Origin of the sequence: Burkholderia diffusa, from assembly GCF_902499115.1 — a bacterium.
GTDB classification, from domain to species: Bacteria; Pseudomonadota; Gammaproteobacteria; order Burkholderiales; family Burkholderiaceae; genus Burkholderia; species Burkholderia diffusa.
Genome location: NZ_CABVPN010000049.1, coordinates 1 through 23,027 on the forward strand (window position 1 = coordinate 1; position 23,027 = coordinate 23,027).

At 64.1% G+C, this 23,027-nt stretch carries 25 protein-coding genes and 1 pseudogene; 15 read left to right on the plus strand and 11 right to left on the minus strand.

Going from position 1 to position 23,027, the window contains the following annotated elements; translation table 11 throughout:
- Positions 1 to 146, minus strand: a pseudogene (locus BTE28158_RS31355) (AMP-binding protein); the annotation flags it as partial.
- Positions 147 to 460: 314 nt separating this feature from the next.
- Between BTE28158_RS31355 and BTE28158_RS31360 the strand changes: the two are divergent.
- From BTE28158_RS31360 to BTE28158_RS31400, 9 genes are all read left to right on the plus strand, one after another.
- The gene (locus BTE28158_RS31360; RefSeq protein ID WP_059600989.1) at positions 461 to 1,378 is read left to right on the plus strand and encodes a DMT family transporter; all 918 of its coding nucleotides are present in this window, start codon (positions 461 to 463) and stop codon (positions 1,376 to 1,378) included.
- A 113-nt stretch (positions 1,379 to 1,491) separates the two neighbouring features.
- Positions 1,492 to 2,112, plus strand: a complete 621-nt coding sequence (locus BTE28158_RS31365) for a TIGR00645 family protein (protein ID WP_151050745.1) — start codon at positions 1,492 to 1,494, stop codon at positions 2,110 to 2,112.
- 34 nt (positions 2,113 to 2,146) lie between these two features.
- Positions 2,147 to 3,670 carry a fumarate hydratase gene (locus BTE28158_RS31370; RefSeq protein WP_059600985.1) on the plus strand — a complete coding sequence of 508 codons (1,524 nt, stop codon included), beginning with the start codon at positions 2,147 to 2,149 and terminating at the stop codon, positions 3,668 to 3,670.
- A 193-nt stretch (positions 3,671 to 3,863) separates the two neighbouring features.
- The gene (bfr, locus tag BTE28158_RS31375; RefSeq protein WP_011352652.1) at positions 3,864 to 4,340 is read left to right on the plus strand and encodes a bacterioferritin; all 477 of its coding nucleotides are present in this window, start codon (positions 3,864 to 3,866) and stop codon (positions 4,338 to 4,340) included.
- A 37-nt stretch (positions 4,341 to 4,377) separates the two neighbouring features.
- Positions 4,378 to 5,241, plus strand: coding sequence for a glutamate racemase (gene murI / locus BTE28158_RS31380; RefSeq protein ID WP_151050747.1), 864 nt, complete (start codon positions 4,378 to 4,380; stop codon positions 5,239 to 5,241).
- A 150-nt stretch (positions 5,242 to 5,391) separates the two neighbouring features.
- Positions 5,392 to 5,628, plus strand: a complete 237-nt coding sequence (locus BTE28158_RS31385) for a (2Fe-2S)-binding protein (RefSeq protein WP_006482749.1) — start codon at positions 5,392 to 5,394, stop codon at positions 5,626 to 5,628.
- A 217-nt stretch (positions 5,629 to 5,845) separates the two neighbouring features.
- Positions 5,846 to 6,574, plus strand: coding sequence for an energy transducer TonB (locus BTE28158_RS31390; RefSeq protein WP_151050749.1), 729 nt, complete (start codon positions 5,846 to 5,848; stop codon positions 6,572 to 6,574).
- Positions 6,575 to 6,608: 34 nt separating this feature from the next.
- Positions 6,609 to 7,340 carry a MotA/TolQ/ExbB proton channel family protein gene (locus BTE28158_RS31395; protein ID WP_059600977.1) on the plus strand — a complete coding sequence of 244 codons (732 nt, stop codon included), beginning with the start codon at positions 6,609 to 6,611 and terminating at the stop codon, positions 7,338 to 7,340.
- A gap of 13 nt (positions 7,341 to 7,353) precedes the next feature.
- A complete protein-coding gene (locus BTE28158_RS31400; RefSeq protein WP_006754473.1) occupies positions 7,354 to 7,782 on the plus strand; it encodes an ExbD/TolR family protein in 429 nt (142 codons plus the stop codon).
- 379 nt (positions 7,783 to 8,161) lie between these two features.
- Here BTE28158_RS31400 and BTE28158_RS31405 read toward each other — a convergent pair whose 3' ends face one another.
- Positions 8,162 to 9,139, minus strand: a complete 978-nt coding sequence (locus BTE28158_RS31405; protein WP_059605534.1) for a LysR family transcriptional regulator — start codon at positions 9,137 to 9,139, stop codon at positions 8,162 to 8,164.
- 122 nt (positions 9,140 to 9,261) lie between these two features.
- Here BTE28158_RS31405 and BTE28158_RS31410 point away from each other — a divergent pair, with 122 nt between their 5' ends.
- The 3 genes from BTE28158_RS31410 (at position 9,262) to hemP (ending at position 11,098) form a co-directional block, all read left to right on the plus strand.
- Positions 9,262 to 10,134 carry a pirin family protein gene (locus BTE28158_RS31410; RefSeq protein WP_124629793.1) on the plus strand — a complete coding sequence of 291 codons (873 nt, stop codon included), beginning with the start codon at positions 9,262 to 9,264 and terminating at the stop codon, positions 10,132 to 10,134.
- Between the two features lie 99 nt (positions 10,135 to 10,233).
- Positions 10,234 to 10,716, plus strand: a complete 483-nt coding sequence (locus BTE28158_RS31415; RefSeq protein WP_059605541.1) for an SRPBCC family protein — start codon at positions 10,234 to 10,236, stop codon at positions 10,714 to 10,716.
- Between the two features lie 136 nt (positions 10,717 to 10,852).
- On the plus strand, positions 10,853 to 11,098 hold the full coding sequence (gene hemP / locus BTE28158_RS31420; protein WP_151050751.1) for a hemin uptake protein HemP: 246 nt from the start codon (positions 10,853 to 10,855) through the stop codon (positions 11,096 to 11,098).
- Between the two features lie 323 nt (positions 11,099 to 11,421).
- Here the strand turns inward: hemP and BTE28158_RS31425 are convergent, their stop codons facing one another.
- From BTE28158_RS31425 to uvrB, 5 genes are all read right to left on the minus strand, one after another.
- Positions 11,422 to 12,819, minus strand: coding sequence for a 4Fe-4S binding protein (locus BTE28158_RS31425; RefSeq protein ID WP_151050755.1), 1,398 nt, complete (start codon positions 12,817 to 12,819; stop codon positions 11,422 to 11,424).
- Positions 12,816 to 13,658, minus strand: coding sequence for an FTR1 family iron permease (locus BTE28158_RS31430; RefSeq protein WP_059605551.1), 843 nt, complete (start codon positions 13,656 to 13,658; stop codon positions 12,816 to 12,818). Before BTE28158_RS31430 ends, BTE28158_RS31425 begins: the two co-directional genes overlap by 4 nt.
- A gap of 58 nt (positions 13,659 to 13,716) precedes the next feature.
- On the minus strand, positions 13,717 to 14,049 hold the full coding sequence (locus BTE28158_RS31435; protein ID WP_006760846.1) for a cupredoxin domain-containing protein: 333 nt from the start codon (positions 14,047 to 14,049) through the stop codon (positions 13,717 to 13,719).
- A 55-nt stretch (positions 14,050 to 14,104) separates the two neighbouring features.
- Positions 14,105 to 14,656, minus strand: coding sequence for an iron transporter (locus BTE28158_RS31440; RefSeq protein ID WP_057929472.1), 552 nt, complete (start codon positions 14,654 to 14,656; stop codon positions 14,105 to 14,107).
- A 227-nt stretch (positions 14,657 to 14,883) separates the two neighbouring features.
- Positions 14,884 to 16,974, minus strand: coding sequence for an excinuclease ABC subunit UvrB (gene uvrB, locus BTE28158_RS31445; RefSeq protein ID WP_059605554.1), 2,091 nt, complete (start codon positions 16,972 to 16,974; stop codon positions 14,884 to 14,886).
- A 250-nt stretch (positions 16,975 to 17,224) separates the two neighbouring features.
- Between uvrB and BTE28158_RS31450 the strand changes: the two genes are divergently transcribed.
- Complete coding sequence (locus BTE28158_RS31450; RefSeq protein WP_151050757.1) at positions 17,225 to 18,424, plus strand: amino acid aminotransferase; 1,200 nt, start codon at positions 17,225 to 17,227, stop codon at positions 18,422 to 18,424.
- Between the two features lie 143 nt (positions 18,425 to 18,567).
- Here BTE28158_RS31450 and BTE28158_RS31455 read toward each other — a convergent pair whose 3' ends face one another.
- Positions 18,568 to 19,356 (minus strand): 3-hydroxybutyrate dehydrogenase, encoded by a 789-nt coding sequence (locus tag BTE28158_RS31455; protein WP_108064695.1) that lies wholly within the window; start codon positions 19,354 to 19,356, stop codon positions 18,568 to 18,570.
- A gap of 163 nt (positions 19,357 to 19,519) precedes the next feature.
- On the opposite strand from BTE28158_RS31455, the gene BTE28158_RS31460 reads away from it, so the two are divergent.
- Complete coding sequence (locus tag BTE28158_RS31460) at positions 19,520 to 20,491, plus strand: potassium channel beta subunit family protein (protein WP_151052475.1); 972 nt, start codon at positions 19,520 to 19,522, stop codon at positions 20,489 to 20,491.
- A gap of 111 nt (positions 20,492 to 20,602) precedes the next feature.
- Positions 20,603 to 21,448, plus strand: coding sequence for a 23S rRNA (adenine(2030)-N(6))-methyltransferase RlmJ (locus tag BTE28158_RS31465; protein ID WP_059603028.1), 846 nt, complete (start codon positions 20,603 to 20,605; stop codon positions 21,446 to 21,448).
- Between the two features lie 15 nt (positions 21,449 to 21,463).
- Here the strand turns inward: BTE28158_RS31465 and BTE28158_RS31470 are convergent, their stop codons facing one another.
- From BTE28158_RS31470 to cueR, 3 genes are all read right to left on the minus strand, one after another.
- The gene (locus BTE28158_RS31470; RefSeq protein WP_151052477.1) at positions 21,464 to 21,799 is read right to left on the minus strand and encodes a hypothetical protein; all 336 of its coding nucleotides are present in this window, start codon (positions 21,797 to 21,799) and stop codon (positions 21,464 to 21,466) included.
- Between the two features lie 144 nt (positions 21,800 to 21,943).
- Positions 21,944 to 22,090 carry a DUF3563 family protein gene (locus tag BTE28158_RS31475; RefSeq protein ID WP_006478295.1) on the minus strand — a complete coding sequence of 49 codons (147 nt, stop codon included), beginning with the start codon at positions 22,088 to 22,090 and terminating at the stop codon, positions 21,944 to 21,946.
- A 215-nt stretch (positions 22,091 to 22,305) separates the two neighbouring features.
- The gene (cueR, locus tag BTE28158_RS31480; RefSeq protein WP_059603025.1) at positions 22,306 to 22,710 is read right to left on the minus strand and encodes a Cu(I)-responsive transcriptional regulator; all 405 of its coding nucleotides are present in this window, start codon (positions 22,708 to 22,710) and stop codon (positions 22,306 to 22,308) included.
- Between the last annotated feature and the right edge of the window lie 317 nt (positions 22,711 to 23,027).

Consider the following 23,027-nt stretch of genomic DNA (forward strand, 5'->3'; position numbering starts at 1 on the left):
CGCGCCCAGAAGCCCTCGTAATCCTGCTCGGCCTCGGCGGCAAGCGCCTGGTAGGCCGGCATGCCGGAAATGGTCGCCGCCTTCTCGAGCGCCTCGGGCGGCGCAAACTGACGGGTTTCGTGAAGAACCGATTCAATCGCAGACATCGACTACCCCTTGGTGAACATGAATCCTCTGCATGGCGGCGCGATCGTGCGCGCCGCGTCTTGGCCGGCGCTTGCGCGCCGCTGTCTCCCACTCACCCGCGCGCCCCCGAAGGCTGCGCGCGATGCTGCGCCGCACCACGTCACAAGACGATGGACGTACGGCCCGGCCCTATCCACGATAAGCGCTCGAACTTACCCGTCACTTACGCGACATCGCCGTTTCGCACGCCGCGCGGCGGCGCCTTGCAGTCTGCTTTACGCTGTTACGACCGCGACCCTACAATCCTAACTGAACTCGCCTCCCGGATTCCAGCTTGAATCGCTACGCCCTCTTCCTCATCCTGTCGATGCTGTTTGTCGGCAGCAACGTCGGTATCGGCAAATCCATCGTCGTCTTCGTCCCGGTCGCCATCCTCGCCACGCTGCGCTTCGTGATCGCGATCGCCGTGCTGTGGCCACTGTTCAGTCCGGTGAAGATGCGTGCGGTCCGGCGCGCGGAATGGCTGAACCTGTTCCTGCAGGCATTCTTCGGCACCTTCATGTTTACGCTGCTGATGCTCAACGGCGTGCAACGCACGAGCGCGGTCGCGGCCGGCGTGATCACGAGCACCATCCCGGCCATCGTCGCGCTGTTCGCGTGGCTGATCCTGCGTGAAAAACCGAACGGCCGTGCGCTCGTGTCGATCGCGCTCGCGATCGCCGGCGTCGTGACGATCAACCTCGCCAACGGCAGCGCAGGCAGCGCGTCCGCGCACGGCGCCGGGGGCGCCTCGGCCGGCTCGCTGACCGGCAACCTTCTGATCCTTGGCGCCGTGTGCTGCGAATCGATCTACGTGATCCTGTCGCGCCGGCTCACGCAGACGCTCGCGCCGATCGACATCTGCGCGTATACGCACCTGTTCGGCCTGTGCCTGATGCTGCCGCTCGGCGCAACGGCCTTGTGGCATTTCGATTACGCGAGCGTGCCGGCCGGTACGTGGGCGCTCGTGGTCTGGTACGGGCTGTCGGCCAGCATCTTCTCGTTCTGGCTGTGGATGAAAGGGATCCGGCACGTGCCGGGCAGCCTCGCCGGCGTATTCAGCGCGGTGCTGCCGGTCGCGGCCGCCGCATACGGCATCGCGTTCCTCGGCGAACGTCCGACGCTCGCGCACGGCATCGCGCTCGCGTGCGTCGTCAGCGGGATCGTGCTCGCGAGCCTGCGCGTGAAGCGCGTGCCGGCCGCCGCGTCCTGATCCGTCCCCTGCAGCCCCGGCGCGACGCTGCAGTCGCACCGGCCGACGCGTTACAATAGCGCGCCTTTTCAAGATTACCCCCGATACCTGCGTCCAGCGCCCGACCCTTCACCATGTCTGCCCCGCATTCGCCCGGCTCCATCCGTCGTCCCCTGCGCCCGCTGCCCGCGCTGATCTTCATGAGCCGCTGGCTCCAGGTTCCGCTTTATCTGGGCCTGATCGTCGCGCAGGCCGTCTATGTGTTCCTGTTCCTGAAGGAAGTCTGGCACCTGCTGTCGCATGCGACGAGCCTTGACGAGATCAGCGTGATGCTCGCGGTGCTCGGCCTGATCGACGTCGTGATGATCTCGAATCTGCTGATCATGGTGATCGTCGGCGGCTACGAGACGTTCGTGTCGCGCCTCGGCATCGAGGGCCACCCCGACGAGCCCGAGTGGCTCGACCATGTGAACGCGGGCGTGCTGAAGGTCAAGCTGTCGATGGCGCTGATCAGCATTTCGTCGATCCACCTGCTGAAGACCTTCATCAACCCCGACCAGCACACGACGCACGCGATCATGTGGCAGGTGATCATCCACGTGTCGTTCCTCGTGTCGGCGCTCGTGATGGCGTGGGTCGACCGCCTGACGACCCACACGCACCCGGCCCATTTCCACGAGCCGCACGCCCGCGACGCGCACGCGCCTGCAGCGAACGAGCCCCGCAAATCGGTCGAAGCCGCCGCCAGCGCATAAACGTATTCCCCTCAGTCCTCACAGAGTCTCAGCCATGACCGTCATCAAACAGGAAGACCTGATCCAGAGCATCGCGGATTCGCTGCAGTACATCAGCTACTACCATCCGCTCGACTACATCCAGGCCCTCGGCCGCGCGTATGAGCTGGAAGAGAGCCCGGCCGCGAAGGACGCGATCGCGCAGATCCTCACGAACAGCCGCATGTGCGCGGAAGGCCGTCGCCCGATCTGCCAGGACACCGGCATCGTCACGATCTTCGTGAAGGTCGGCATGGACGTGCGCTGGGACGGCGCGACGATGGGTCTCACCGACATGATCAACGAAGGCGTGCGCCGCGGTTACACGCACCCGGACAACGTGCTGCGCGCATCGATCGTCAATCCGCCGGAAGGCGCCCGCAAGAACACGAAGGACAACACGCCGGCCGTGATCCACTACGAGATCGTGCCGGGCGACAAGGTCGACGTGCAGGTCGCGGCAAAGGGCGGCGGCTCGGAGAACAAGTCGAAGTTCGTGATGCTGAACCCGTCCGACTCGATCGTCGACTGGGTACTGAAAACGGTCCCGACGATGGGCGCGGGCTGGTGCCCGCCGGGCATGCTCGGGATCGGCATCGGCGGCACTGCCGAAAAGGCGATGCTGATGGCGAAGGAATCGCTGATGGAGCCGATCGACATCCAGGAAATCATCGCGCGCGGCCCGAAGGACTGGGTCGAGGAACTGCGCGTCGAACTGCACGAGAAGGTCAACGCGCTCGGCATCGGCGCGCAGGGCCTCGGCGGCCTCGCGACCGTGCTCGACGTGAAGATCATGGCCGCGCCGACGCACGCGGCGTCGAAGCCGGTCGCACTGATCCCGAACTGCGCGGCCACGCGCCACGCGCACTTCGTGCTCGACGGCTCGGGCCCCGCGAAGCTCGAGGCGCCGTCGCTCGACGCCTGGCCGAAGGTCCAGTGGGAACCCAACACGGAAACCAGCAAGCGCGTCGACCTGAACACGCTGACCCCGGAAGAAGTCGCGAGCTGGACGCCGGGCCAGACGCTGCTGCTGTCGGGCAAGATGCTCACGGGCCGCGACGCCGCGCACAAGCGCATCGCCGACATGCTCGCGAAGGGCGAGAAGCTGCCGGTCGACTTCACGAACCGCGTGATCTACTACGTCGGCCCGGTCGATCCGGTGCGTGACGAAGTGGTCGGCCCGGCAGGCCCGACGACGGCCACGCGGATGGACAAGTTCACCGAGACGATGCTCGCCCAGACGGGTCTGATCTCGATGATCGGCAAGGCCGAGCGCGGCCCGGTCGCGATCGACGCGATCAAGAAGCACAAGGCGGCGTACCTGATGGCGGTCGGCGGTGCGGCTTACCTCGTGTCGAAGGCGATCCGCGGCGCGAAGGTGCTCGCATTCGAAGACCTCGGCATGGAAGCGATCTACGAGTTCGACGTGCAGGACATGCCGGTGACGGTCGCCGTCGATTCATCGGGCACGTCGGTGCACCAGACCGGCCCGAAGGAGTGGCAGGCGAAGATCGGCAAGATCCCGGTCGCAACCGCTTAAGCGCGCTCGCACGAAAGGCCGGACGGATGTCCGGCCTTTTTACTTCTCATTCTCGTTATTGCGCGCGGCCCGTTATCCCGGGCCGATTCTCATTACCCGCAAAAGGCAGGCCCGACAAGGCTTCGAGGCTTGGCTTTTCTCGTTCGAGCGATTATCGTTCGGTTTCTGAAGCCCCACTGAACAAGGAACAGCCATGCAAGGCGACAAGAAAGTCATTGAATACCTGAACGCCCAACTGAAGAACGAACTCACGGCGATCAACCAGTACTTCCTGCATGCGCGCATGTACAAGCACTGGGGCCTCGAGAAGCTCGGCAAGCACGAATACGACGAATCGATCGGCGAAATGAAGCATGCCGACTGGCTGATCGAGCGTGTGTTCATGCTTGACGGCCTGCCGAACCTGCAGGACCTGCACAAGCTGCTGGTCGGCGAGGAAACCGAAGAGATCCTGAAGTGCGACCTGAAGCTCGAGCAGATCTCGCAGTCCACGTGCAAGGAAGCGATCGCTTACTGTGAATCGGTGCGTGACTACGTGTCGCGCGAGATCTTCGAAAAGATCCTCGACGACACCGAAGAGCACATCGACTGGCTGGAAACGCAGATCGACCTGATCGGCAAGGTCGGCCTGCAGAACTACCAGCAGACGATGATGGGTTCGCCCGAGTAATCGCCACACCCGCCACGATCGCCACCTCGCCTTCCGCATGACGACGACGAACCAACCCGCCGCTTCCGGGGTCCGCCCCGCCGCCCCTGTCGGCATCTTCGATTCGGGGCTCGGCGGCCTGTCGGTGCTGCGTGCCGCGCGCGCGCACCTGCCCGGCGAGTGGTTCGTCTATGTCGCCGATTCGCACCACGCACCGTATGGTCCGCGCGACGAGGCATTCATTACGGAGCGCACGCTTGCCATCGGCGAGTGGCTAGCCCGCGAAGGCGCGAAAGCGCTCGTGATCGCGTGCAACACCGCGACGGCGCGAGCGATCGCAGCCATCCGCGAGCGCCTGTCGATACCGCTCGTGGGTGTCGAGCCAGGCATCAAGCCAGCCGCCGCGCTGTCCGCGACCGGTGTCGCGGGCGTGCTCGCCACGCAATCGACGCTGAACAGCCCGCGCTTCCAGGCGCTGCTCGACCGCTACGGCGCCGGCCGGCGCTTCATCTGCCAGCCCGGCCACGGGCTCGTCGAAGCGATCGAACGCGGCGACACGAACTCGGCCGCGTTGCGCGCGTTGCTCGAGCGTTACCTGCAGCCGATGCTCGACGACGGCGCCGATACGCTGGTGCTCGGCTGCACGCACTACCCGTTCTTCACGGAAACGATCCGTGATCTTGTCGGCGACCGGCTGACGATCGTCGATACGAGCGATGCCATCGCCCGGCAGCTCACGCGGGTGCTCGACGAACGCGGCCTGCGCGCGCCGGCCGGCACGCGTGCCGCGCCGCCACGCTTCTGCTCGACGAGCGACGGCCTGCAACTGCGCGCACTCGCATCGTCGCTGCTCGGCCTCGACGTGCCGGTCGAATCCGTCACCATTTCCTCGCCGAACGCGCGCGCCTGCGCGACCGTCTGACGCGGGCCGGCACGCCGCCGGTTCGCCCTCTCCCGCTCCGCCTCCCGTTTCAAGGGTCCGATGACCTTAAAAAAAGCCGAACCCAGGCTTGTCAACGTCCGCAAATTTAATGATAATAATTCGCATTACCGTTAGCTATCGCAACTCATCATGATCGTCTGCGTGTGCAAGTCTGTTTCCGATCGCAAGATTCGCGCGTCCCTCGCCGAGGGCGTGAACTCTTTCGATGAACTCCAGTTCGAGCTCGGCGTGGCCACGTGCTGCGGCAAGTGCGAGGAGTCCGTACGCGACCTCATGGCCGAGCAAGGCGTCTGCGCGAGCCGGTGCGGTGTCGAGCATCATGCTCATCCGATCCCGGTCACGTTCTACGACCGCAAGGCCGCCTGAGCGGCGCCGAGCGTACCCGTGCGGCTGAAGCCGCATTTGATGTCCTTCCGTCAGCAAGCCATCTTTCGCGCGAGCCAGCGGCTTACCTGCCAAGGAGCCTGTCATGGAATTGCTGATCGGATTTGTGACCACTGTGTGCATCTCGCTGCTGATCTTCCGCAAGTAATACCGATTCACCCGCCGCGCCCCGGGTGCGACGTCGTTCTTTCAAGCTAACATGCAGGCTTCGCAATCCGCTCCTGCCGGCGTCTTGCCGGCTGCCCCACGTATGAATCCCCGGGTCATCACCGTCGCGGTCGGTGTGCTTGCCGCACATGCGATCATGCTGACGGCCGCGTGGCTCCATCGCAACGCGCCGCCGCCGAAGACGGTCGAAGTCCAGTCGATCACGGCGCAGCTCATCCCGTCTGCACCGGCCGCTCAGCCGGTCGCGGTCGAATCGGTTGCGCAACCCGCGCCACCGAAGCCCACGCCGCGCGTCAAGCCGAAGGTCGAACCGAAACCGGTACAGAAAGCCGTCAAGCCGACGCCCCAGCCGGTCGCACAATCACCGTCTCCGACACCCGCCCCGGCAGCCGATCCGACACCCGCGCCCACCGCACCCGCCGCCCCCGCTGCGCCGGCGGTCACGCCCGGTCCGGCCCGTGAGACGATGCAAGTCAGCGCGCCGAAGAACGTATCGGCGCTCAAGTGCAGTTTCGTGAAGCCCACCTATCCGTCGATGTCGCGTCGCCGCGGCGAAACGGGCACGGCCTATGTTCACTTCGTCATCGGCTTGACGGGCAAGATCGAAAGTGTCGAGTTGCAAAAGAGCAGCGGCTACCCGCGCCTCGACGAGGCTGCGCTGGATGCGACACGCGCCAGCACCTGCCCGCCGTACCTCGAGAACGGGCAAGCGATCCGCGCCGCCCATACGCTGCCCTTCAACTTCACGCTCGACGATTAACCCGCCTCATTCGAAAGATTCAAAGGAAACAAAAATGCAAAGCTACGGTATCGCGCACGTCTGGGCGCAAGGTGATTTCGTCACGCGCGCCATCGCGATCACGCTGCTCGTGATGTCGGTCCTGTCGTGGATCGTGATCATCGTCAAGGGCTGGAACGTGGTTCGCCTGAACCGTCTCACGAAGAATGCCGAGCAGGCATTCTGGCATTCGGACGATTTCAACGACGGCATCAAGAAGCTCGGCCTCGCCGCATCGACGCCGAGCGACAACCCGTTCCTCGCGCTCGCGCTGTCGGGCAAGGAAGCCGCCGATCACCACCATCAGACGCAACCGCATCTGCACGACCGCATGGACGTGTCGGACTGGGTCACGCGCTGCCTGAAGGACACGATGGACGAGGGCATTTCGCGCATGCAGGCCGGTCTCGCGATTCTCGCGTCGATCGGCAGCACGGCGCCGTTCGTCGGCCTGTTCGGCACGGTCTGGGGCATCTACCACGCACTGCTCGCAATCGGTGCAACCGGCCAGACGTCGATCGACCAGGTCGCGGGCCCGGTGGGCGAGTCGCTGATCATGACGGCCTTCGGCCTGTTCGTCGCGATTCCCGCAGTGCTCGGCTACAACGCACTGACCCGTGCGAACAAGGGCGTCGTCAGCAAGCTGCGCCGCTTCGCGCACGGCCTGCACGCATACTTCGTGACGGGTGCGCGCCTCGCGTCGTCGTCGCCCCGCGACGGCCTGCGCCTTGCTTCGCGCGCCAGCTGAGACGAGGTGAACCATGGCAATGAACACCGGCTTCAGCGATGACGACGACGATGGCGTGATGAGCGAGATCAACATGACGCCGCTCGTCGACGTCATGCTCGTACTCCTGATCATTTTCCTCGTGACGATTCCGGCGATGCAGCACGCGGTGAAGATCGACCTGCCGCACGCGAGCAGCCAGCCCGTCGACGAAAAGCCGCAGACCGTCGACGTCGCGATCCAGGGCAATGGCACGATCCTGTGGAACGACCAGACGGTCACGCGCGAGCAGTTGCAGGCGCACATCGCGGAAGCGGCACAGCATCAGCCGCAACCGGAGTTGCACCTGCGCGCCGACCGCAAGGTTGCGTATGAGCGTGTGGCCGAAGTGATGTCCGATGCGCAGGCCGGCGGCCTGACGAAGCTCGGCTTCGTGACGGAGCCGACTGCGAAGGCGAAGTAACGCACGCGCATTCGCTACGCGACGGTGGCCTGGGTGGCAGGACCTCGCCGGCCGCCCACAAAGTAAAAGGCCTTCATCGCCAGATGAAGGCCTTTTTTCATGCGCACGCGGGCGCCTTCGGGCGGCGGGCTCTTCGGCGGTATCGGTTGCGCCTCGAGCAACGCAAATGCGGCTACCGTGGTCTGCACGGACTGCGCGTTCTGCCCTATCTGGCTCGCAATATATGCGGCCACCTGATTCCGCTCAGAACTTCCTTCGCGAAATGGGATTTCAATATAGGCCTGCCCGCGTATGCATTCAAGGTCCCGGCGATTGAAACTTGCGATTGCCGGCGGCGCTTCAATGACAAAACAAATTTGCCACGACGCGCATCTTGCATTCAGGTGGCCGAAGCATCGGCCGCCGCCGCATCCTGTTTCGCGCGCTCGGGGCACCCCGGCTGCTTGTATTCGCCATGGTCGAGCTTCTCGACCAGATAGTCGACGAACGCCCGCACGGCGGGCGGCATGCCCTGCCGCGACACGAACACTGCATAGAGTTGCGGCACCGGCAGCGTCCAGCCCGGCATCACCGGCGACAACTGCCCCGCACGCAACGCATTGCCGTACATCATCTCGGGCAGCGCCGCGATGCCGAGACCGTCGAGCACGGCCTCGCGGATCGTCATCAGGTCGGCCGTCACGAGCCGCGGGTCGTGCTCGTGCAAGTGACGCGTGCCGTCCGGCGCGATCAGGCTGAACACGTGCCGCCCGTCGACGCTCGGCGTATCCAGCGTCTCGAAGCGCGCCAGATCGTCCGGCACGAGCGGCGGCGCATTCTGGTTCAGCAGGCTCGGCGCGCCGACCAGCATCTGCTCGGTCCGCCACAGCGGCCGCACGACGATGTTCGCGTTCTGCGGCGGCTCCGAGCGCACGCGCAACGCAACGTCGATCGAATCCTCGAACAGGTCGATCACGCGATTCGTCACACGGATGTGCACCTTCACCTCGGGATAGCGGTGCAGAAATTCGGGGAGGATGCGCGACAGCATCGTCTGCGACAACGTCACGGGGACACTCACGCGCACCGAGCCGCGCGGCGACGCGCGCAACTGCTGCACGGCGTTCATCGCGGCCTGGGCTTCGGCGAGCATCGCCTGGCAATGCTGGTAGAACAGCTCCCCCGCCTCGGTCAGCGCGAGCTTGCGTGTCGAGCGCTGCAGCAGGCGCACGCCGAGCGCCGCCTCGAGTTCGGTCAGGCGCCGCGACAGGCGCGATTTCGAGATACCCAGCACGCGTTCCGCAGCCGAGAAACCGCCGTGTTCGACGACCTGCGAAAAGTACATGAGGTCGTTCAGGTTGTGTGCATCGATGTTCATGTCATCGTTCCAATTTCAGAACAATCCATTGCGAACCGCCGCAAATCGGACCGTAAAACGCCCAATATAATAGCGCTATGTTTCAAAAATGACGCTATTCCGATGATATCGAGGGCTTCTGCATGACGACCGCTCGCTCGCTTGACCGCACGTACCCCGCGCTTCGCACGACCGAAGGCGGCGGCTTCGTGGTTCACCGCCCGTTCCCGACCCGGCTGCTGATGGATTTCGATCCGTTCCTGCTGCTCGACGAAATGGGCCCCGTCGACTATGCCCCTGGCGAAGCCAAGGGCGCGCCCGACCATCCGCATCGCGGCTTCGAGACGGTCACCTACGTGCTCGACGGGCGTTTTCGTCATCGCGACTCGGCCGGCCATGCGGGCACGCTCGGGCCTGGTGACGTGCAGTGGATGACGGCCGGCGCGGGCGTCGTGCACAGCGAAATGCCGGATCCCGAGTTCGCGCAGGCCGGCGGACGCTCGCACGGCTTTCAGCTGTGGGTCAACCTGCCGCGACGCGACAAGCTGATCGCACCGCGCTACCAGGAGATCCCGGCCGGCCGCATCCCGACCGCGACGTCGCCCGACGGCCGCACGCAGGTCCGCGTGATCGCCGGCGAAGCCTTCGGCGTGCGTGCGGCGATCGAGACGCGCACGCCGATCCTCTACCAGCATTTCACGCTGCAACCGGGTGCAACGGTCACGCAGCCGGTGCCGGCAGGTTATCGCGTGTTCGCCTACCCGCTCGAGGGCGCCGGCCGCTACGGGCCCGACAGGCAGCAAATCGACGCACGACAGATGATCGTCTACGGTGACGATGGCGACGCGGTGACGTTCGAGGCCGGCGATATGCCGCTCGACCTGCTGCTGATCGGCGGCGTGCCGCTCAACGAGCCGATCGTCCGCTATGGCCCGTTCGTGATGAATACCGAGGAAGAGATCCGGCAGGCCGTCATCGACTACCAGACCGGCCGCATGGGCTCCATCGAGGCATGACGTCCGATCGGGGCCACAGGTGCCGCGAAGCTGCGCGTTTTGCGTCACAATGTTTTTTTGATCCATGTGGCCGCCCGCCACCAGAAGGAACCCGTCCCCTTGAACTTCGAACACCTGATCCAGATCAACTCCGACGATCCGGCCGTGCCGTCCCTTACCCGCGACCAGCTCTGGGAAGGCCTCGTGCTGCGCGCCGAACAGCCGCAGCTGTTCGTGATCGGCCTCGACAGCTGTGTCGTCCTTGAACGGACGGATACCACGCTCGAACGCGAGCTGCACTACGGCCATGCGACCGTGCGCGACCGCGTGACGTTCACCCCGAACCAGCAAGTGCGCTACGACATCCATGCGGCCGGCGGCGAAATCGGCGGCTCGTTGACGATGACGATCGAGGAACGCGACGACCACGAGTTGTTCCTGCGCTTCGAATACCACACGACGCTGACCGTCACGGACGACAGCGAGGAAGCGCGCCAGACGCACGGCATCGTCAAGGAAGCGTATCGCACGTCGGACATCGACACGGTGCGCCTGATCCGCGAATACGCACAGGGACGCAAGGACCCTGACCCGCTCCACTGACGTCGGCGGCGGCCTGCGAGCCGCCCTTTGATTCAAGCTATCGAATTCGTCATATCGATCGATAAAGAGTTTTGTAAATGGGAATAGTTATCATTTAGAATTCATTCCATCGTATCGACAGTCACCGATCAACCGAATGACCGACACCACGCGCCCGACCACGCTGACGTTGCGCCGCACGACCGGCACCGCAAGCGCCAACCGTCAAAAGACGGCAGCGGTCACGACGCCGGCGAAACCTGCCGGTAGTCACGATACCGGCACCCGGACCCTCAACAGCGATGCGCTGCTGCAAGGCCGCAGCCACATCAGCATCGCGCACAACGGAGAGACGTATCAGTTGCGTGCCACGCGGCTCGGCAAGCTGATCCTGACGAAGTAACGACAGAGTATTGTGGGGACCACCTCCCTGAGAGGTGTTGGGCAGTAGCCAGCGTAACGGCTTGCACGCGAGATCTAGACCCCTTCGTGCAAACACACTCAAGCAGCCGTTGCAGCAAGCCAAGCCACTTTTTTTGGTTCTCGCACAAGGAAGAAAAAAAGCGACACGTCCTTCGACGTGTCGCTTTTTTGTCGGTGCGTCCGGATGCAAAGAGAAAGGCATCGCGGCTGTCGGCACTTCAGCTTCAGCGCGTTCCGGAGTCCGACGGCGAAATACGCTCGCCTGCTGCTCCGGAGCCCGGCCACACGGCCGTCAAGACCGCGTCAGAAGCCCCAGAACATCAACCACCATGCGCTGTCGACCACGGCCAGGCCTGCCGCGAACCACGCGAATGCCGCCAGTCGACGCGACCAGGCCGCATAGCGCCCCGTCACCTTCCATGCGAGCCAGGCGCTCCATGCGTTGGCGCCGACCAGAATCGCGATGCGAACGTCGGTCGCCCAGCCGAGCGGCACGTGCTCGGCCCGCAGCAGCGACAGCGTCGTCGCCGACAGCCCGAGGAACACACCGGCTCCCGCGATCGGGATCAACGCCTGCGCGAGATGATGAAGACGCACGCGGTCGAAACGGCCGAGCATCAGCGTCGCACCGGCCAGCAGCACGAGCAGCGCGGTGCCATACACGAGCCCCGTGCCGACGATGTAGCTGACGACCAGCCCGCCGTCGAGCCACGAGAACACATCGTTTCGATCCGGATAGTGCGTGAGCAGGAACCACGGCGCATTCGTCTCGAGTGGCCACGTGATGTCGCGATCAATGAGCCAGCCCGCGAGCCATTGCTTGATCTGCACGAACCACGGGCTGACGGTCCAGTGAAACGCACCGATCGCGACGCCGAGCAGGCCGTACAGGATCAGCGCCGTGTCCCACGGATTCGCCTGCTGCGCGCCAAGGTTCACGACCTCGTCGGACGGCGAGCGCCACGACAGCGCGATTGCATCGCGGTGCCCACTGCATCGGCCGCACATATGGCACGAGGCCGCGCCCTTCATGTTGCGCAACGGCACGAGCGGCGCGCAATTGATCGGAATCACGCGATGCCCGTGCTCGCCGTTCTTGTACGAGCGACGCCAGGCATCCTCATCGACCTTGTAGCGCATCGGCGCGAGCCGCGCGAGCAGCCCGAACACACCGTTGACCGGGCACAGGTACTTGCACCACACGCGCTTCTCGCGACCGTACAGCACGCCAATCACGATCGCGCCGACGGTCGAGCCGCCGAGCACGAACAGCACCGCGAGCGGATACTGGTACACGCTCACCATCTGCCCGTAGATCGTCGTGAGCCCGAATGCGACGAACGGCCAACCGCCCCACCGCATCCAGCGCGGAATCGCGCCGCCGCGGCCGAACTTGCTCGCATATTCGGTCAGCGCGCCTTCCGGGCACAGCACGCCGCACCAGACGCGGCCGAGCATCACCATCGACAGCAGCACGAACGGCCACCAGATGCCCCAGAACACGAACTGCGCGATCAGCGTGAGATTGCTCCACAGATGCGCGGAATCGTCGGGCAGCGGCAATACTGCGGGCACGATGATCAGGAATGCGTAGACGGCGACGACGACCCACTGGATGCCGCGGATCACCGCGCCGTGGCGCTGCATCCACTGACCGGCCTGCGCGAGCCAGCCCGGCTTGACTGCGGCAACAACACTCATGCCGCGCGACCCGCAGGGACGACCGGACGACGGCTCGCGCGCTTCATCAGCAGCCAGACCACCGCCCAGTACACCGCATAGGCGATCAGGTTGGTCAGCGCCGGGTGCGCCCGGTAGCCCGTCAGCGTCGCGACGAGCGAACCGAACGTGCCGGAGTCGTCGAGAATCGACGACGTATCCCACACCTGCGAAATGCCGAGCGGCAGGATTTCCTTGTCGATCAGCTTGTCGACGCCGGTCTGGAACAGGCCCGCACCGAGGAACAGCAGCATCACTTCGGTGACGCGGAAGAAATGGCGCCACGAGAAGTACTTGCCGCCAAGCTGCAGCAGATAGAACGTGAGGAACGCGAGGCCCAGGCCGATCACGACCGCGAGCATCTGGCTGCCGTCCACGTGCCCCGACTGACCGAAACCGAGGCCGTACAGGAAGATCACCGTCTCGCTGCCTTCGCGAGCGATCGCGAGCGCGACCAGCACGGCGACGCCCCACCAGTTCGAATCGCGCGTGCTCTGCTGCAGCGACTGCTCCATGTCACGCTTCAGCGTGCGGCCGTGCCGGCGCATCCACAGCACCATCTGCACGATCAGCACGCACGCGATGAGCACCATCGCGGTCTGGAAATAGTCCTGCGCGTCGCCGGACAGCACTTCGGTAAAGCCGACGAGCGCGGCGCCGAGACCGACCGCCATCAGCAGGCCGACTGCCACGCCCGTCCACAGAAACGGCAGGCCGCGGCGCGCGTCATCGTCGCCGTTCTTCAGCCATGCATAGAGGATGCCGACGACGAGCAGCGCTTCGACGCTCTCCCGCCAGACGATGAACAAGATCTGACCCATTGAATCCTCCTGACGCGCGGCGCAAGACACTCGTACGCCCGCACTCAGATAAAACGCATTACTTCGCGACGATCACGCCCTGTGCCTGCTGGTGGAAATCGTCGAAAAACTTGTATTCGCCCGGCGACAGCGGGGCGACGACCACGAACGAATCCGCGCCCGGCGCAAGCACCTTCTCCTTGCGCAACTGCACGCTCTCGAATTCGGCGGCGCCCTTGCCGGTATTCCTGATCTCGATCTTGAAGCGCTGGCCGGCCGGCACTTCGATACGGGCGGGATTCAGCTTGCCGTCCGTCATCTCGAGCTTGAACGTCGGCAGATCGGCGGCATGCGCCGCGCCGGCGAGCCACAGCGCGGCGGCTGCGGCAACGATTTTCTGGGGAAATTTCATTCTGGGTTCTCTGCGCCGACGGCGCGCCGAAGCACGCCGTCCGTGATGCCACCGATCAGTACCCGCCCTTCTTGCCGATGCCGGCGAACGGGAAGTCATATTCGAGGGTGATGGGCTTGAACCATGCGCCCACGCCCGTTTCCTTGTCGACGTGACGGCCGAACGCCATGTGACCCGACTGCATCGGCGGCTTGACGGTCATCGTCAGGTGATACTTGCCCGGGCCGGCGAGCTTCACGTTGTCGCCATAGTGCGGTCCGTCGCTCGCGACCATGCCCATCAGGTCGCCTTCGGCCTTCCACTTCGTGTCGCCCTGCTTCGTCAGCTTGTACGTGACCTGCAGGTACGGCATCCAGTCGCCTTCCGCGAAACCCGTCGGGTTGTTCTTGACCGCGTGGATGTCCGCCTCGAGGTGGATGTCGGAATCCGACGCCTTGCGCATCATCCCTTCCGGATCCATCGTGATCGGCTGCAGGTACACCGCGCCGATCTCCATGCCGCCCTGGATCTGCTGCTTGCCGATCGGATATTCGGCCGCCGAGGCCGACATCGCGGCAAGCGCCGCCGCTACCGCAACCGACGTGCGGATGAACGAAGAACCCAACATGGACACTCCTTGTTATTTGTCTGACTATCTTGACGACATGCGCGCCGCCTCCGGGGCGGCACGCTGAAAACACTAACGCAATGAAGAACGTTAATGCGAACTATTCTCAATACTTGCGAAGTTTAGCACCGAACCAGCTTCGGAACAAACGGGACACCGTGTAAACCCCTGATCCGACAAGGCTTACAGACCCGTTACTGACAGATTTTGGTGACGCTTGGAAAGATTTACCGGCCGCCGTTGATGTGGTCGCCGACGTTCGCGCCGAACACGCGCTCGCGCAACAGCGCAAGCTGGTCGCGCGTCGCGGCGGCCTTCTCGAACTCGAGGTTCTTCGCGTAGTCGGCCATCTGCTTCTCGAGACGCTTGATTTCCTTCGCGAGCTGCTTCTCCGACATGTCCTCGAATTTCGCGCGCTGCTGCGCTTCCTTCAGCTCCGCGCGCGCCTCGTCGGCGTTGTACACGCCGTCGATGATGTCCTTGATGCGCTTCACGACACCGCGCGGCGTAATGCCCATTTTCTCGTTGTGCGCGATCTGCTTCGCGCGGCGCCGCTCGGTCTCGCCGATCGCGCGCTTCATCGATTCGGTCATCCTGTCGGCGTAGAGGATCGCCTTGCCGTTCACGTTGCGCGCCGCGCGGCCGATCGTCTGGATCAGCGAGCGCTCGGCACGCAGGAAGCCTTCCTTGTCCGCATCGAGAATCGCGACGAGCGACACTTCCGGAATGTCGAGGCCCTCGCGCAGCAGGTTGATCCCGACCAGCACGTCGAACGTGCCGAGCCGCAGGTCGCGGATGATCTCGACCCGCTCCACCGTGTCGATGTCGCTATGCAGGTAGCGCACCTTGACGCCGTGGTCGGCCAAGAACTCGGTGAGCTGCTCGGCCATTCGCTTCGTCAGCACGGTGATCAACACGCGCTCGCCGGCCTTCACGCGCGCATTGATCTCCGTCAGCACGTCGTCGACCTGCGAACTCGCCGGGCGCACTTCGATTTCCGGGTCGACGAGCCCGGTCGGCCGCACCACCTGCTCGGCGACCTGCCCCGTCACGCGCTGCTCGTAGTCGGCCGGCGTCGCCGACACGAACACCACCTGGCGCATCTTGCGTTCGAACTCCGGGAACTTGAGCGGTCGGTTGTCCAGCGCCGACGGCAGCCGGAAGCCATAGTTGACGAGGTTTTCCTTGCGCGCGCGGTCGCCGTTGTACATGCCGTTCAGCTGGCCGATCAGCACGTGCGATTCGTCGAGCAGCATCAGCGCGTCGGGCGGCAGGTAGTCGACGAGCGTCGGCGGCGGCTCGCCGGGCGCGGCGCCCGAGAAGTGCCGCGAGTAGTTCTCGATGCCCTTGCAGAAGCCGAGCTCCTGCAGCATCTCGAGGTCGAAGCGCGTGCGCTGCTCGAGGCGCTGCGCCTCGACGAGCTTGCCGTTGCTGTGGAAGAACTCGAGGCGCTCGCGCAATTCGTCCTTGATCGTCTCGACCGCCCGCATCACGGTGTCGCGCGGCGTCACGTAGTGCGACGACGGATACACGGTGAAGCGCGGGATCTTCTGCCGCACGCGCCCGGTCAGCGGGTCGAACAGCTGCAGCGTCTCGACCTCGTCGTCGAACAGCTCGACGCGCACGGCCAATTCCGCGTGCTCGGCCGGGAAGATGTCGATCGTGTCGCCGCGCACGCGGAACGTACCGCGCTGGAAGTCCTGTTCGTTGCGCGAGTACTGCATCGCGATCAGCCGCGCGATCACGTCGCGCTGCCCGAGCTTGTCGCCGGTGCGCAGCGTCAGGATCATCTGGTGGTATTCGGACGGGTTGCCGATACCGTAGATCGCCGACACCGTCGCGACGATCACCACGTCGCGGCGCTCCATCAGGCTCTTCGTCGCCGACAGCCGCATCTGCTCGATGTGCTCGTTGATCGACGAATCCTTCTCGATGAACAGGTCGCGCTGCGGCACGTACGCTTCCGGCTGGTAATAGTCGTAGTACGACACGAAGTACTCGACCGCGTTGCGCGGGAAGAACTCGCGAAATTCCGCGTAGAGCTGCGCCGCGAGCGTCTTGTTCGGCGCGAACACGATTGCCGGGCGGCCGAGCCGCGCGATCGTGTTGGCCATCGTGAAGGTCTTGCCCGAACCGGTCACGCCGAGCAGCGTCTGGAATGCGAGGCCGTCGCCGACACCTTCGACGAGCGTTTCGATCGCGGTCGGCTGGTCGCCTGCGGGCGGATACGGTTGGTACAACTGGAACGGCGACCCTTCGAAGGTCACGAATTTCGATTCGTCGAGCGCGTCGCCGACTTCGGCGTGATGTTCGGACATGGAGTGCGGCCGGAGCGAGGGCAAAAAAACTATTCTAGCGCTTCGCGGCGTTGCGAACCGCTGACGGCTCCTGACGCGCGGCAACCGCCCGAAATCGCAATTCGCCGCGCGATCGCCGCCTCCGGCAGCGTGAATTCGCTACAATGTCAGGCTGCTGCGCTTTCCGGCGCCGTGCCTGTTGGCGCGCGGTCCGCTGCGCCTGCCCCGCCGGCTGAAAGCCTGACCCTCTTTTCACTACTGCCGAATCATCATGTCGCTCTTCTCCGCTGTCCAGCTTGCTCCCCGCGACCCGATCCTGGGCCTGAACGAAGCCTTCAACGCCGATACGCGCCCGACCAAGGTCAACCTCGGCGTCGGTGTGTACACGAACGAAGAAGGCAAGATTCCGCTGCTGCGCGCCGTTCGCGAAGCGGAAAAGGTGCGTGTCGACGCCGGCCTGCCGCGCGGCTACCTGCCGATCGACGGGATTGCCGCGTACGACGCAGCGGTGCAGAAGCTGCTGCTCGGCAACGATTCGCCGCTGATCGCTGCGGGCCGTGTGGTCACGGCGCAGGCACTGGGCGGCACGGGCGCACTGAAGATCGGTGCCGATTTCCTTCGCACCGTGAACCCGAACGCGAAGGTCGCAATCAGCGATCCGAGCTGGGAAAACCACCGCGCACTGTTCGAAGCCGCCGGCTTCGAAGTCGTCGCATACCCGTACTACGACGCCGCCACCAACGGCGTGAACTTCGAAGGCATGCTGTCGGCGCTGAACGGCTATGCGGCGGGCACGATCGTCGTGCTGCACGCGTGCTGCCACAACCCGACCGGCGTCGACCTGACCGAAGCGCAATGGCAGCAGGTCGTCGACGTCGTCAAGGCGCGCAACCTCGTGCCGTTCCTCGACATGGCCTACCAGGGCTTCGGCGAGAACATCGAGGCCGATGCCGCCGCGGTGCGTCTCTTTGCCGCTGCCGACCTGAATGCGTTCGTGTCGTCGTCGTTCTCGAAGTCCTTCTCGCTGTACGGCGAGCGCGTCGGCGCGCTGTCGATCATCACGTCGAGCAAGGAAGAAGCGACGCGCGTGCTGTCGCAACTGAAGCGCGTGATCCGCACGAACTACTCGAACCCGCCGACCCATGGCGGCGCCGTCGTCGCCGCCGTGCTCGCGTCGCCTGAACTGCACGCTTCGTGGGTGCAGGAACTCGGCGAAATGCGCGATCGCATCCGCGCGATGCGCAACGGCCTCGTCGAACGCCTGAAGGCGAGCGGTGTCGATCGCGACTTCAGCTTCATCAACGCGCAGCGCGGGATGTTCTCGTATTCGGGCCTGACCTCGGCGCAAGTCGATCGCCTGCGCGAAGAGTTCGGCATCTACGCAGTCGGCACCGGCCGGATCTGCGTTGCGGCGCTGAACACGCGCAACCTCGATGCGGTCGCCAATGCGGTCGCGGCGGTCCTGAAGTAAGCCGGTGTCAGCGGGCAGCAGCCCGCCCTGCCGAAACAACAAACGCGCTCCCCGGAGCGCGTTTTTTTCTTGCCGTTCCACTACCGGCGAATGCTGCCTGCAGCACAAGCGGCGCGCAGCGCGGCCGCCCGTGCCGGAGCTCGTTACTGCATGAACCAGCCGTGGCTGACGACGAACGACTGGCCCGTGAGCGCGGCGCTCGGGAACGCCGACAGGAACAGCACCGTCTGCGCGACGTCCTGCACCGTCGTGAACACGCCGTCGACCGTGTTGCCGAGCATCACCTTCTTCACCACTTCCTCTTCGCTGATCCCGAGCTCCTTCGCCTGCTCCGGAATCTGCTTGTCGACCAGCGGTGTGCGCACGAAGCCCGGACACACGACGTGCGAGCGCACGTTGTGCTTCGCGCCTTCCTTCGCCAGCACGCGCGCGAGACCGAGCAGCCCGTGCTTGGCCGTCACGTACGCCGACTTCAGCGGCGACGCTTCGTGCGAGTGCACCGAGCCCATGTAGATCACCACGCCGCCGCGATCGTCCTTGTACATGTGCTTGAGCGCGGCCTTGGTCGTCAGGAACGCGCCGTCGACGTGGATCGCCTGCATCTTCTTCCAATCGGCGAACGAATAGTTTTCGATCGGGTTGACGATCTGGATGCCCGCGTTCGACACGAGGATGTCGACCGAGCCGAACGTTTCGGCCACCTTGTCGATACCGCTGTTGACCGCTTCCTCGCTGGTCACGTCCATCGCGACGCCGATCGCCTTGCCGCCTGCCTTGTTGATCTCGTCGGCGACCGCATTTGCGCCGTCCTGGTTCAGGTCGGCGATCGCGACGGCTGCGCCCGCCTTCGCGAGCTCCAGTGCGATTTCCTTGCCGATGCCGCTTGCGGCGCCCGTGACGACTGCGGTCTTGCCGGTCAGATCTGCTGCCATGTCCGTCTCCTTCCGTTATCGGATCGAAAAAGCGCGCCCCGCTGCAGCCGCTTTCGTCGCGCGGTCCTGCAGATGGGCCAGCCGCTATTGTGCACGATCGGCCCCGCCGTTCGCGCGCAAAACGTCTAAGCTTAAGGTCGGTTTCGAGTCGCGGGAGACTCCCATGCACTATCGACGGCTAGGCCGCTCCGGCCTTCAGATCAGCGCGCTTTCGCTCGGCTCGTGGGTCACCTACGGCAACCAGGTCGATCAGCGGGTTGCCCGCGAATGCCTCGCGGCGGCCCGCGATGCTGGCGTCAATTTCTTCGACAACGCCGAAGTCTATGCGGGTGGCAAATCCGAGGAAATCATGGGCCAGGCGATCAAGTCGCTCGGCTGGCCGCGCATTAGCTACCTCGTGTCCACCAAGTTCTTCTGGGGACTCGCGGAAGCGCCGAACCAGTATCACACGCTGAACCGGAAATATCTGCTGAACGCGATCGACCACTCGCTGCGCCGGCTGCAGCTCGACTATGTCGACCTCGTGTACTGCCATCGCCCCGATCCGAACACGCCGATCGAGGAGACCGTCTGGGCAATGAGCGACATGATCGTGCGTGGCAAGGCGCTCTACTGGGGCACGTCCGAATGGAGCGCCGACGAGATCCGCGCCGCGTACGAAATTGCCGAGCGGCACCATCTGCACAAGCCCGTCGTCGAGCAGCCGCAGTACAACCTGTTCCACCGTACCCGGGTCGAGCAGGAATACGCGCGGCTTTATGACGACTACGGCCTCGGCCTGACGACCTGGAGCCCGCTGGCATCGGGGCTGCTCACCGGCAAGTACCGGAACGGCGTACCGCCGGGTAGCCGCGCGCAATTGCCGGGCTACGACTGGCTCCGTGCGCGGCTGACGGATCCGGCCAGCAACGACGTGGTCGAACGGCTCGGCGCGATCGCGGCCGAGCTCGACTGCAGCACCGCCCAACTCGCGATCGCATGGATACTTGCGAATCCGCGCGTGAGTTCTGTCATTACGGGCGCCTCGCGAGTCGAGCAGATCGGCGACAACATGCGCGCGCTCGACGTTGTCGAGAAGCTGACGCCGGAGGTCAAGCAACGTATCGAAGAGGCGGCCGGCGACGCATTCGAGTAAGGCGGCTCACGCCCACTCGCGTACAATACGCGGCCGCATTGGTGCGAGGCCCAGCGGCCACACGCGATCGTCCGTTTTCATCGATTCATCCTTCGTTTCAGGCAGCCAGCCATGCTCAGTTATCGTCACGGTTTTCATGCAGGCAACCACGCGGACGTGCTCAAGCACGCCGTCGTCGTCCAGCTGCTGCGCCACCTGAACAAGAAAGACAAATCGTACTGGTACATCGACACGCACGCCGGCGCCGGCGTGTATTCGCTGCGCGACGGTTATGCCGCCAAGACGGGGGAATTCGACACCGGGATTGGGGCGCTATGGAACGAAAAGAACCTGCCCGAGGTGCTCGGTGATTACGTCGACGAGGTGCGCGCGCTGAACGACGACGGCGAGCTGCGCTACTATCCGGGCTCCCCGTATCTCGCATGGCGATCGATGCGCGAGCAGGACCGGATGCGTCTGTTCGAAATGCACACGACGGAAATCGACGTGCTGCGTCACAACTTCCGCGATGCGGGGCGCCGCGCGATGATTTACGCCGGTGACGGCTTCGAGGGCATCAAGGCGCTGCTGCCGCCGCCGCCGCGACGCGCGCTCGTGCTGATCGATCCGTCCTATGAGGACAAGAAGGACTACGCGCGCACGCTGACTTGCGTAACGGAATGCCTGAAGCGTTTCGCGACCGGCTGTTACGCGATCTGGTATCCGCAGGTTGCGCGGGTGGAATCGCAGCGTTTTCCGGAACAACTCAAGCGCCTGCAGCCGAACAACTGGCTGCACCTGACGCTGACGGTATCGAATCCGCCGACAGGCGGCCTGGGCCTTTACGGCAGCGGAATGTTCATCCTGAATCCGCCGTACACACTCGCGCAGAGCATGAACGAAGCGCTGCCCTATCTCGTCGAACGCCTGGGACAGGACAGCGGCGCCCGATGCCAGATCGAGCACCGCGGGAACTGAGCGGACGTCGTGCCGTTATGGCTGCGGTCTTGGCGTGGGTCTCGGCTGATTGGCCGGCGACGCGCCCCAGCCCGGCACATTGATATACGGCGCGACAAACAGCGGGATCGATGAAGTCGATCCTTGCCCGGCCGGCGCTCGCATGCCTGCGGGCTCGACGATTGGCTCTGACGATAGCGGAGCCGTTTGCAACACCAGGCCGCCCTTGCCATCCTGGATCCCATGTTGCGTATCGAGAATCAGCGGCTTGGACGACGTCGCCGCACCGGCCGCCAAGCCGTGAGCGAGCACAACAGCCCCCAGAACGAGACGCGCGCGGGAAACGTGACGCACATCGAGACGCAAGCGCATGGTTGTACTCTTCCGGTTAAAAACAGGCCCATACCATAGCGCCGCGCCGACGATTTCGCCAGATCCAGTGCACAAAAAACAAAGCCCCGTCAACACGGGGCTTGCTTTTCGTTCGGTGCCACACGGCACCTGGCGGTAACTCGATTACAGCGAGTAGCCGTTGGTTTCGAGCGAGCGGATGCGGCTCTCGAGCTGGACGATGTCCGACGACGTGGCGAGGTATGCCTCACGGCGCTCACGTTCTGCGGATTCGAACCAGTTGCTCAGCTTTTCAACGATGTAGGCGATCATGATCTTCTCCAAGGAAGGGGGACCCCTGGCGAATCGAGATTCAGGGATTTCCCGTATAGGGTTATCCCGAATTATAGCGATGCCGCACCAAGATGCCAGTGAAATGCTTGCATGGACGCCATTCCATTTTGGAATGGATTGTGAAGCATCCGCTTTAACTCACTGATTTTTATGAATATTGAATCGAGGTCTCTTTTCGACCTCGAGGGCATGCACTAATCTGGTTCACCAGCCGGTTCGGCCAGGCGCGCCAAGATCGGGCATTCAGGTCGTTCGTCACCATGGCAGTGCGCGGCCAGATCGGCTAGCGTATTGCGCATGTCGCTCAATTCCGCGATGCGTTTGTCGAGTTCGGCCACGTGTTCGAGGGCAATCGACTTCACTTCGACGCTGGCGCGGGCGCGGTCCTGCCAGAGCATCAGCAACTTGCGGATATCCTCGACGAGAAAACCGAGCCGCCGTGCCTGACGGATGAAGCGCAGGATGTGGACTTCGTCCGAACCGTAGATCCGGTATCCGGCGTCGCTCCGCTTGCTCGGTGCAAGAAGACCGACCTGTTCGTAGTACCGGATCATTTTTGCGCTGACGCCGGATTCGCGCGACGCGTCGCCGATATTCATTCCCTGCCCTCTCTCCATCAAGCACTGGTTCGAACATGAACGTCGAGGCAAGCAGCCGTCGACGACACTTCGATCGTATCAAATCGCGAGATTTCGTTCCGGCGCGAGCGTGACAACGGAATCGACTGCAATCCGGATAAGTTTATTGGGGTGGGTTGCCGCAGGATCTGCCGGTCCGAGACAGCATGCAGCTTGCAAGACGGAGACGGCTATCTGCCATCTCGCGTATTTTCGCCGCGCAAATGCAAAAACCCCCGCCTTTTCGGGCGGGGGTTTCTGGCTTAGGGAGCCTGACGATTACCTACTTTCACACGGGA

Excerpts from the sequence above, each read along its gene's own strand:
- BTE28158_RS31475 (WP_006478295.1), bottom strand. The coding sequence starts at position 22,090 with ATGATCGCCTACATCGTTGAAAAGCTGAGCAACTGGTTCGAATCCGCA.
- uvrB (WP_059605554.1), bottom strand. The coding sequence starts at position 16,974 with ATGTCCGAACATCACGCCGAAGTCGGCGACGCGCTCGACGAATCGAAA.
- BTE28158_RS31435 (WP_006760846.1), bottom strand. The coding sequence starts at position 14,049 with ATGAAATTTCCCCAGAAAATCGTTGCCGCAGCCGCCGCGCTGTGGCTC.
- BTE28158_RS31385 (WP_006482749.1), top strand. The coding sequence starts at position 5,392 with ATGATCGTCTGCGTGTGCAAGTCTGTTTCCGATCGCAAGATTCGCGCG.
- BTE28158_RS31390 (WP_151050749.1), top strand. The coding sequence starts at position 5,846 with ATGCAGGCTTCGCAATCCGCTCCTGCCGGCGTCTTGCCGGCTGCCCCA.
- BTE28158_RS31425 (WP_151050755.1), bottom strand. The coding sequence starts at position 12,819 with ATGAGTGTTGTTGCCGCAGTCAAGCCGGGCTGGCTCGCGCAGGCCGGT.
- BTE28158_RS31430 (WP_059605551.1), bottom strand. The coding sequence starts at position 13,658 with ATGGGTCAGATCTTGTTCATCGTCTGGCGGGAGAGCGTCGAAGCGCTG.
- BTE28158_RS31455 (WP_108064695.1), bottom strand. The coding sequence starts at position 19,356 with ATGGCAGCAGATCTGACCGGCAAGACCGCAGTCGTCACGGGCGCCGCA.
- BTE28158_RS31440 (WP_057929472.1), bottom strand. The coding sequence starts at position 14,656 with ATGTTGGGTTCTTCGTTCATCCGCACGTCGGTTGCGGTAGCGGCGGCG.
- BTE28158_RS31370 (WP_059600985.1), top strand. The coding sequence starts at position 2,147 with ATGACCGTCATCAAACAGGAAGACCTGATCCAGAGCATCGCGGATTCG.
- BTE28158_RS31465 (WP_059603028.1), top strand. The coding sequence starts at position 20,603 with ATGCTCAGTTATCGTCACGGTTTTCATGCAGGCAACCACGCGGACGTG.
- murI (WP_151050747.1), top strand. The coding sequence starts at position 4,378 with ATGACGACGACGAACCAACCCGCCGCTTCCGGGGTCCGCCCCGCCGCC.
- BTE28158_RS31365 (WP_151050745.1), top strand. The coding sequence starts at position 1,492 with ATGTCTGCCCCGCATTCGCCCGGCTCCATCCGTCGTCCCCTGCGCCCG.
- BTE28158_RS31460 (WP_151052475.1), top strand. The coding sequence starts at position 19,520 with ATGCACTATCGACGGCTAGGCCGCTCCGGCCTTCAGATCAGCGCGCTT.
- BTE28158_RS31410 (WP_124629793.1), top strand. The coding sequence starts at position 9,262 with ATGACGACCGCTCGCTCGCTTGACCGCACGTACCCCGCGCTTCGCACG.
- BTE28158_RS31470 (WP_151052477.1), bottom strand. The coding sequence starts at position 21,799 with ATGCGCTTGCGTCTCGATGTGCGTCACGTTTCCCGCGCGCGTCTCGTT.
- BTE28158_RS31400 (WP_006754473.1), top strand. The coding sequence starts at position 7,354 with ATGGCAATGAACACCGGCTTCAGCGATGACGACGACGATGGCGTGATG.
- BTE28158_RS31450 (WP_151050757.1), top strand. The coding sequence starts at position 17,225 with ATGTCGCTCTTCTCCGCTGTCCAGCTTGCTCCCCGCGACCCGATCCTG.
- bfr (WP_011352652.1), top strand. The coding sequence starts at position 3,864 with ATGCAAGGCGACAAGAAAGTCATTGAATACCTGAACGCCCAACTGAAG.
- cueR (WP_059603025.1), bottom strand. The coding sequence starts at position 22,710 with ATGAATATCGGCGACGCGTCGCGCGAATCCGGCGTCAGCGCAAAAATG.
- BTE28158_RS31395 (WP_059600977.1), top strand. The coding sequence starts at position 6,609 with ATGCAAAGCTACGGTATCGCGCACGTCTGGGCGCAAGGTGATTTCGTC.
- hemP (WP_151050751.1), top strand. The coding sequence starts at position 10,853 with ATGACCGACACCACGCGCCCGACCACGCTGACGTTGCGCCGCACGACC.
- BTE28158_RS31405 (WP_059605534.1), bottom strand. The coding sequence starts at position 9,139 with ATGAACATCGATGCACACAACCTGAACGACCTCATGTACTTTTCGCAG.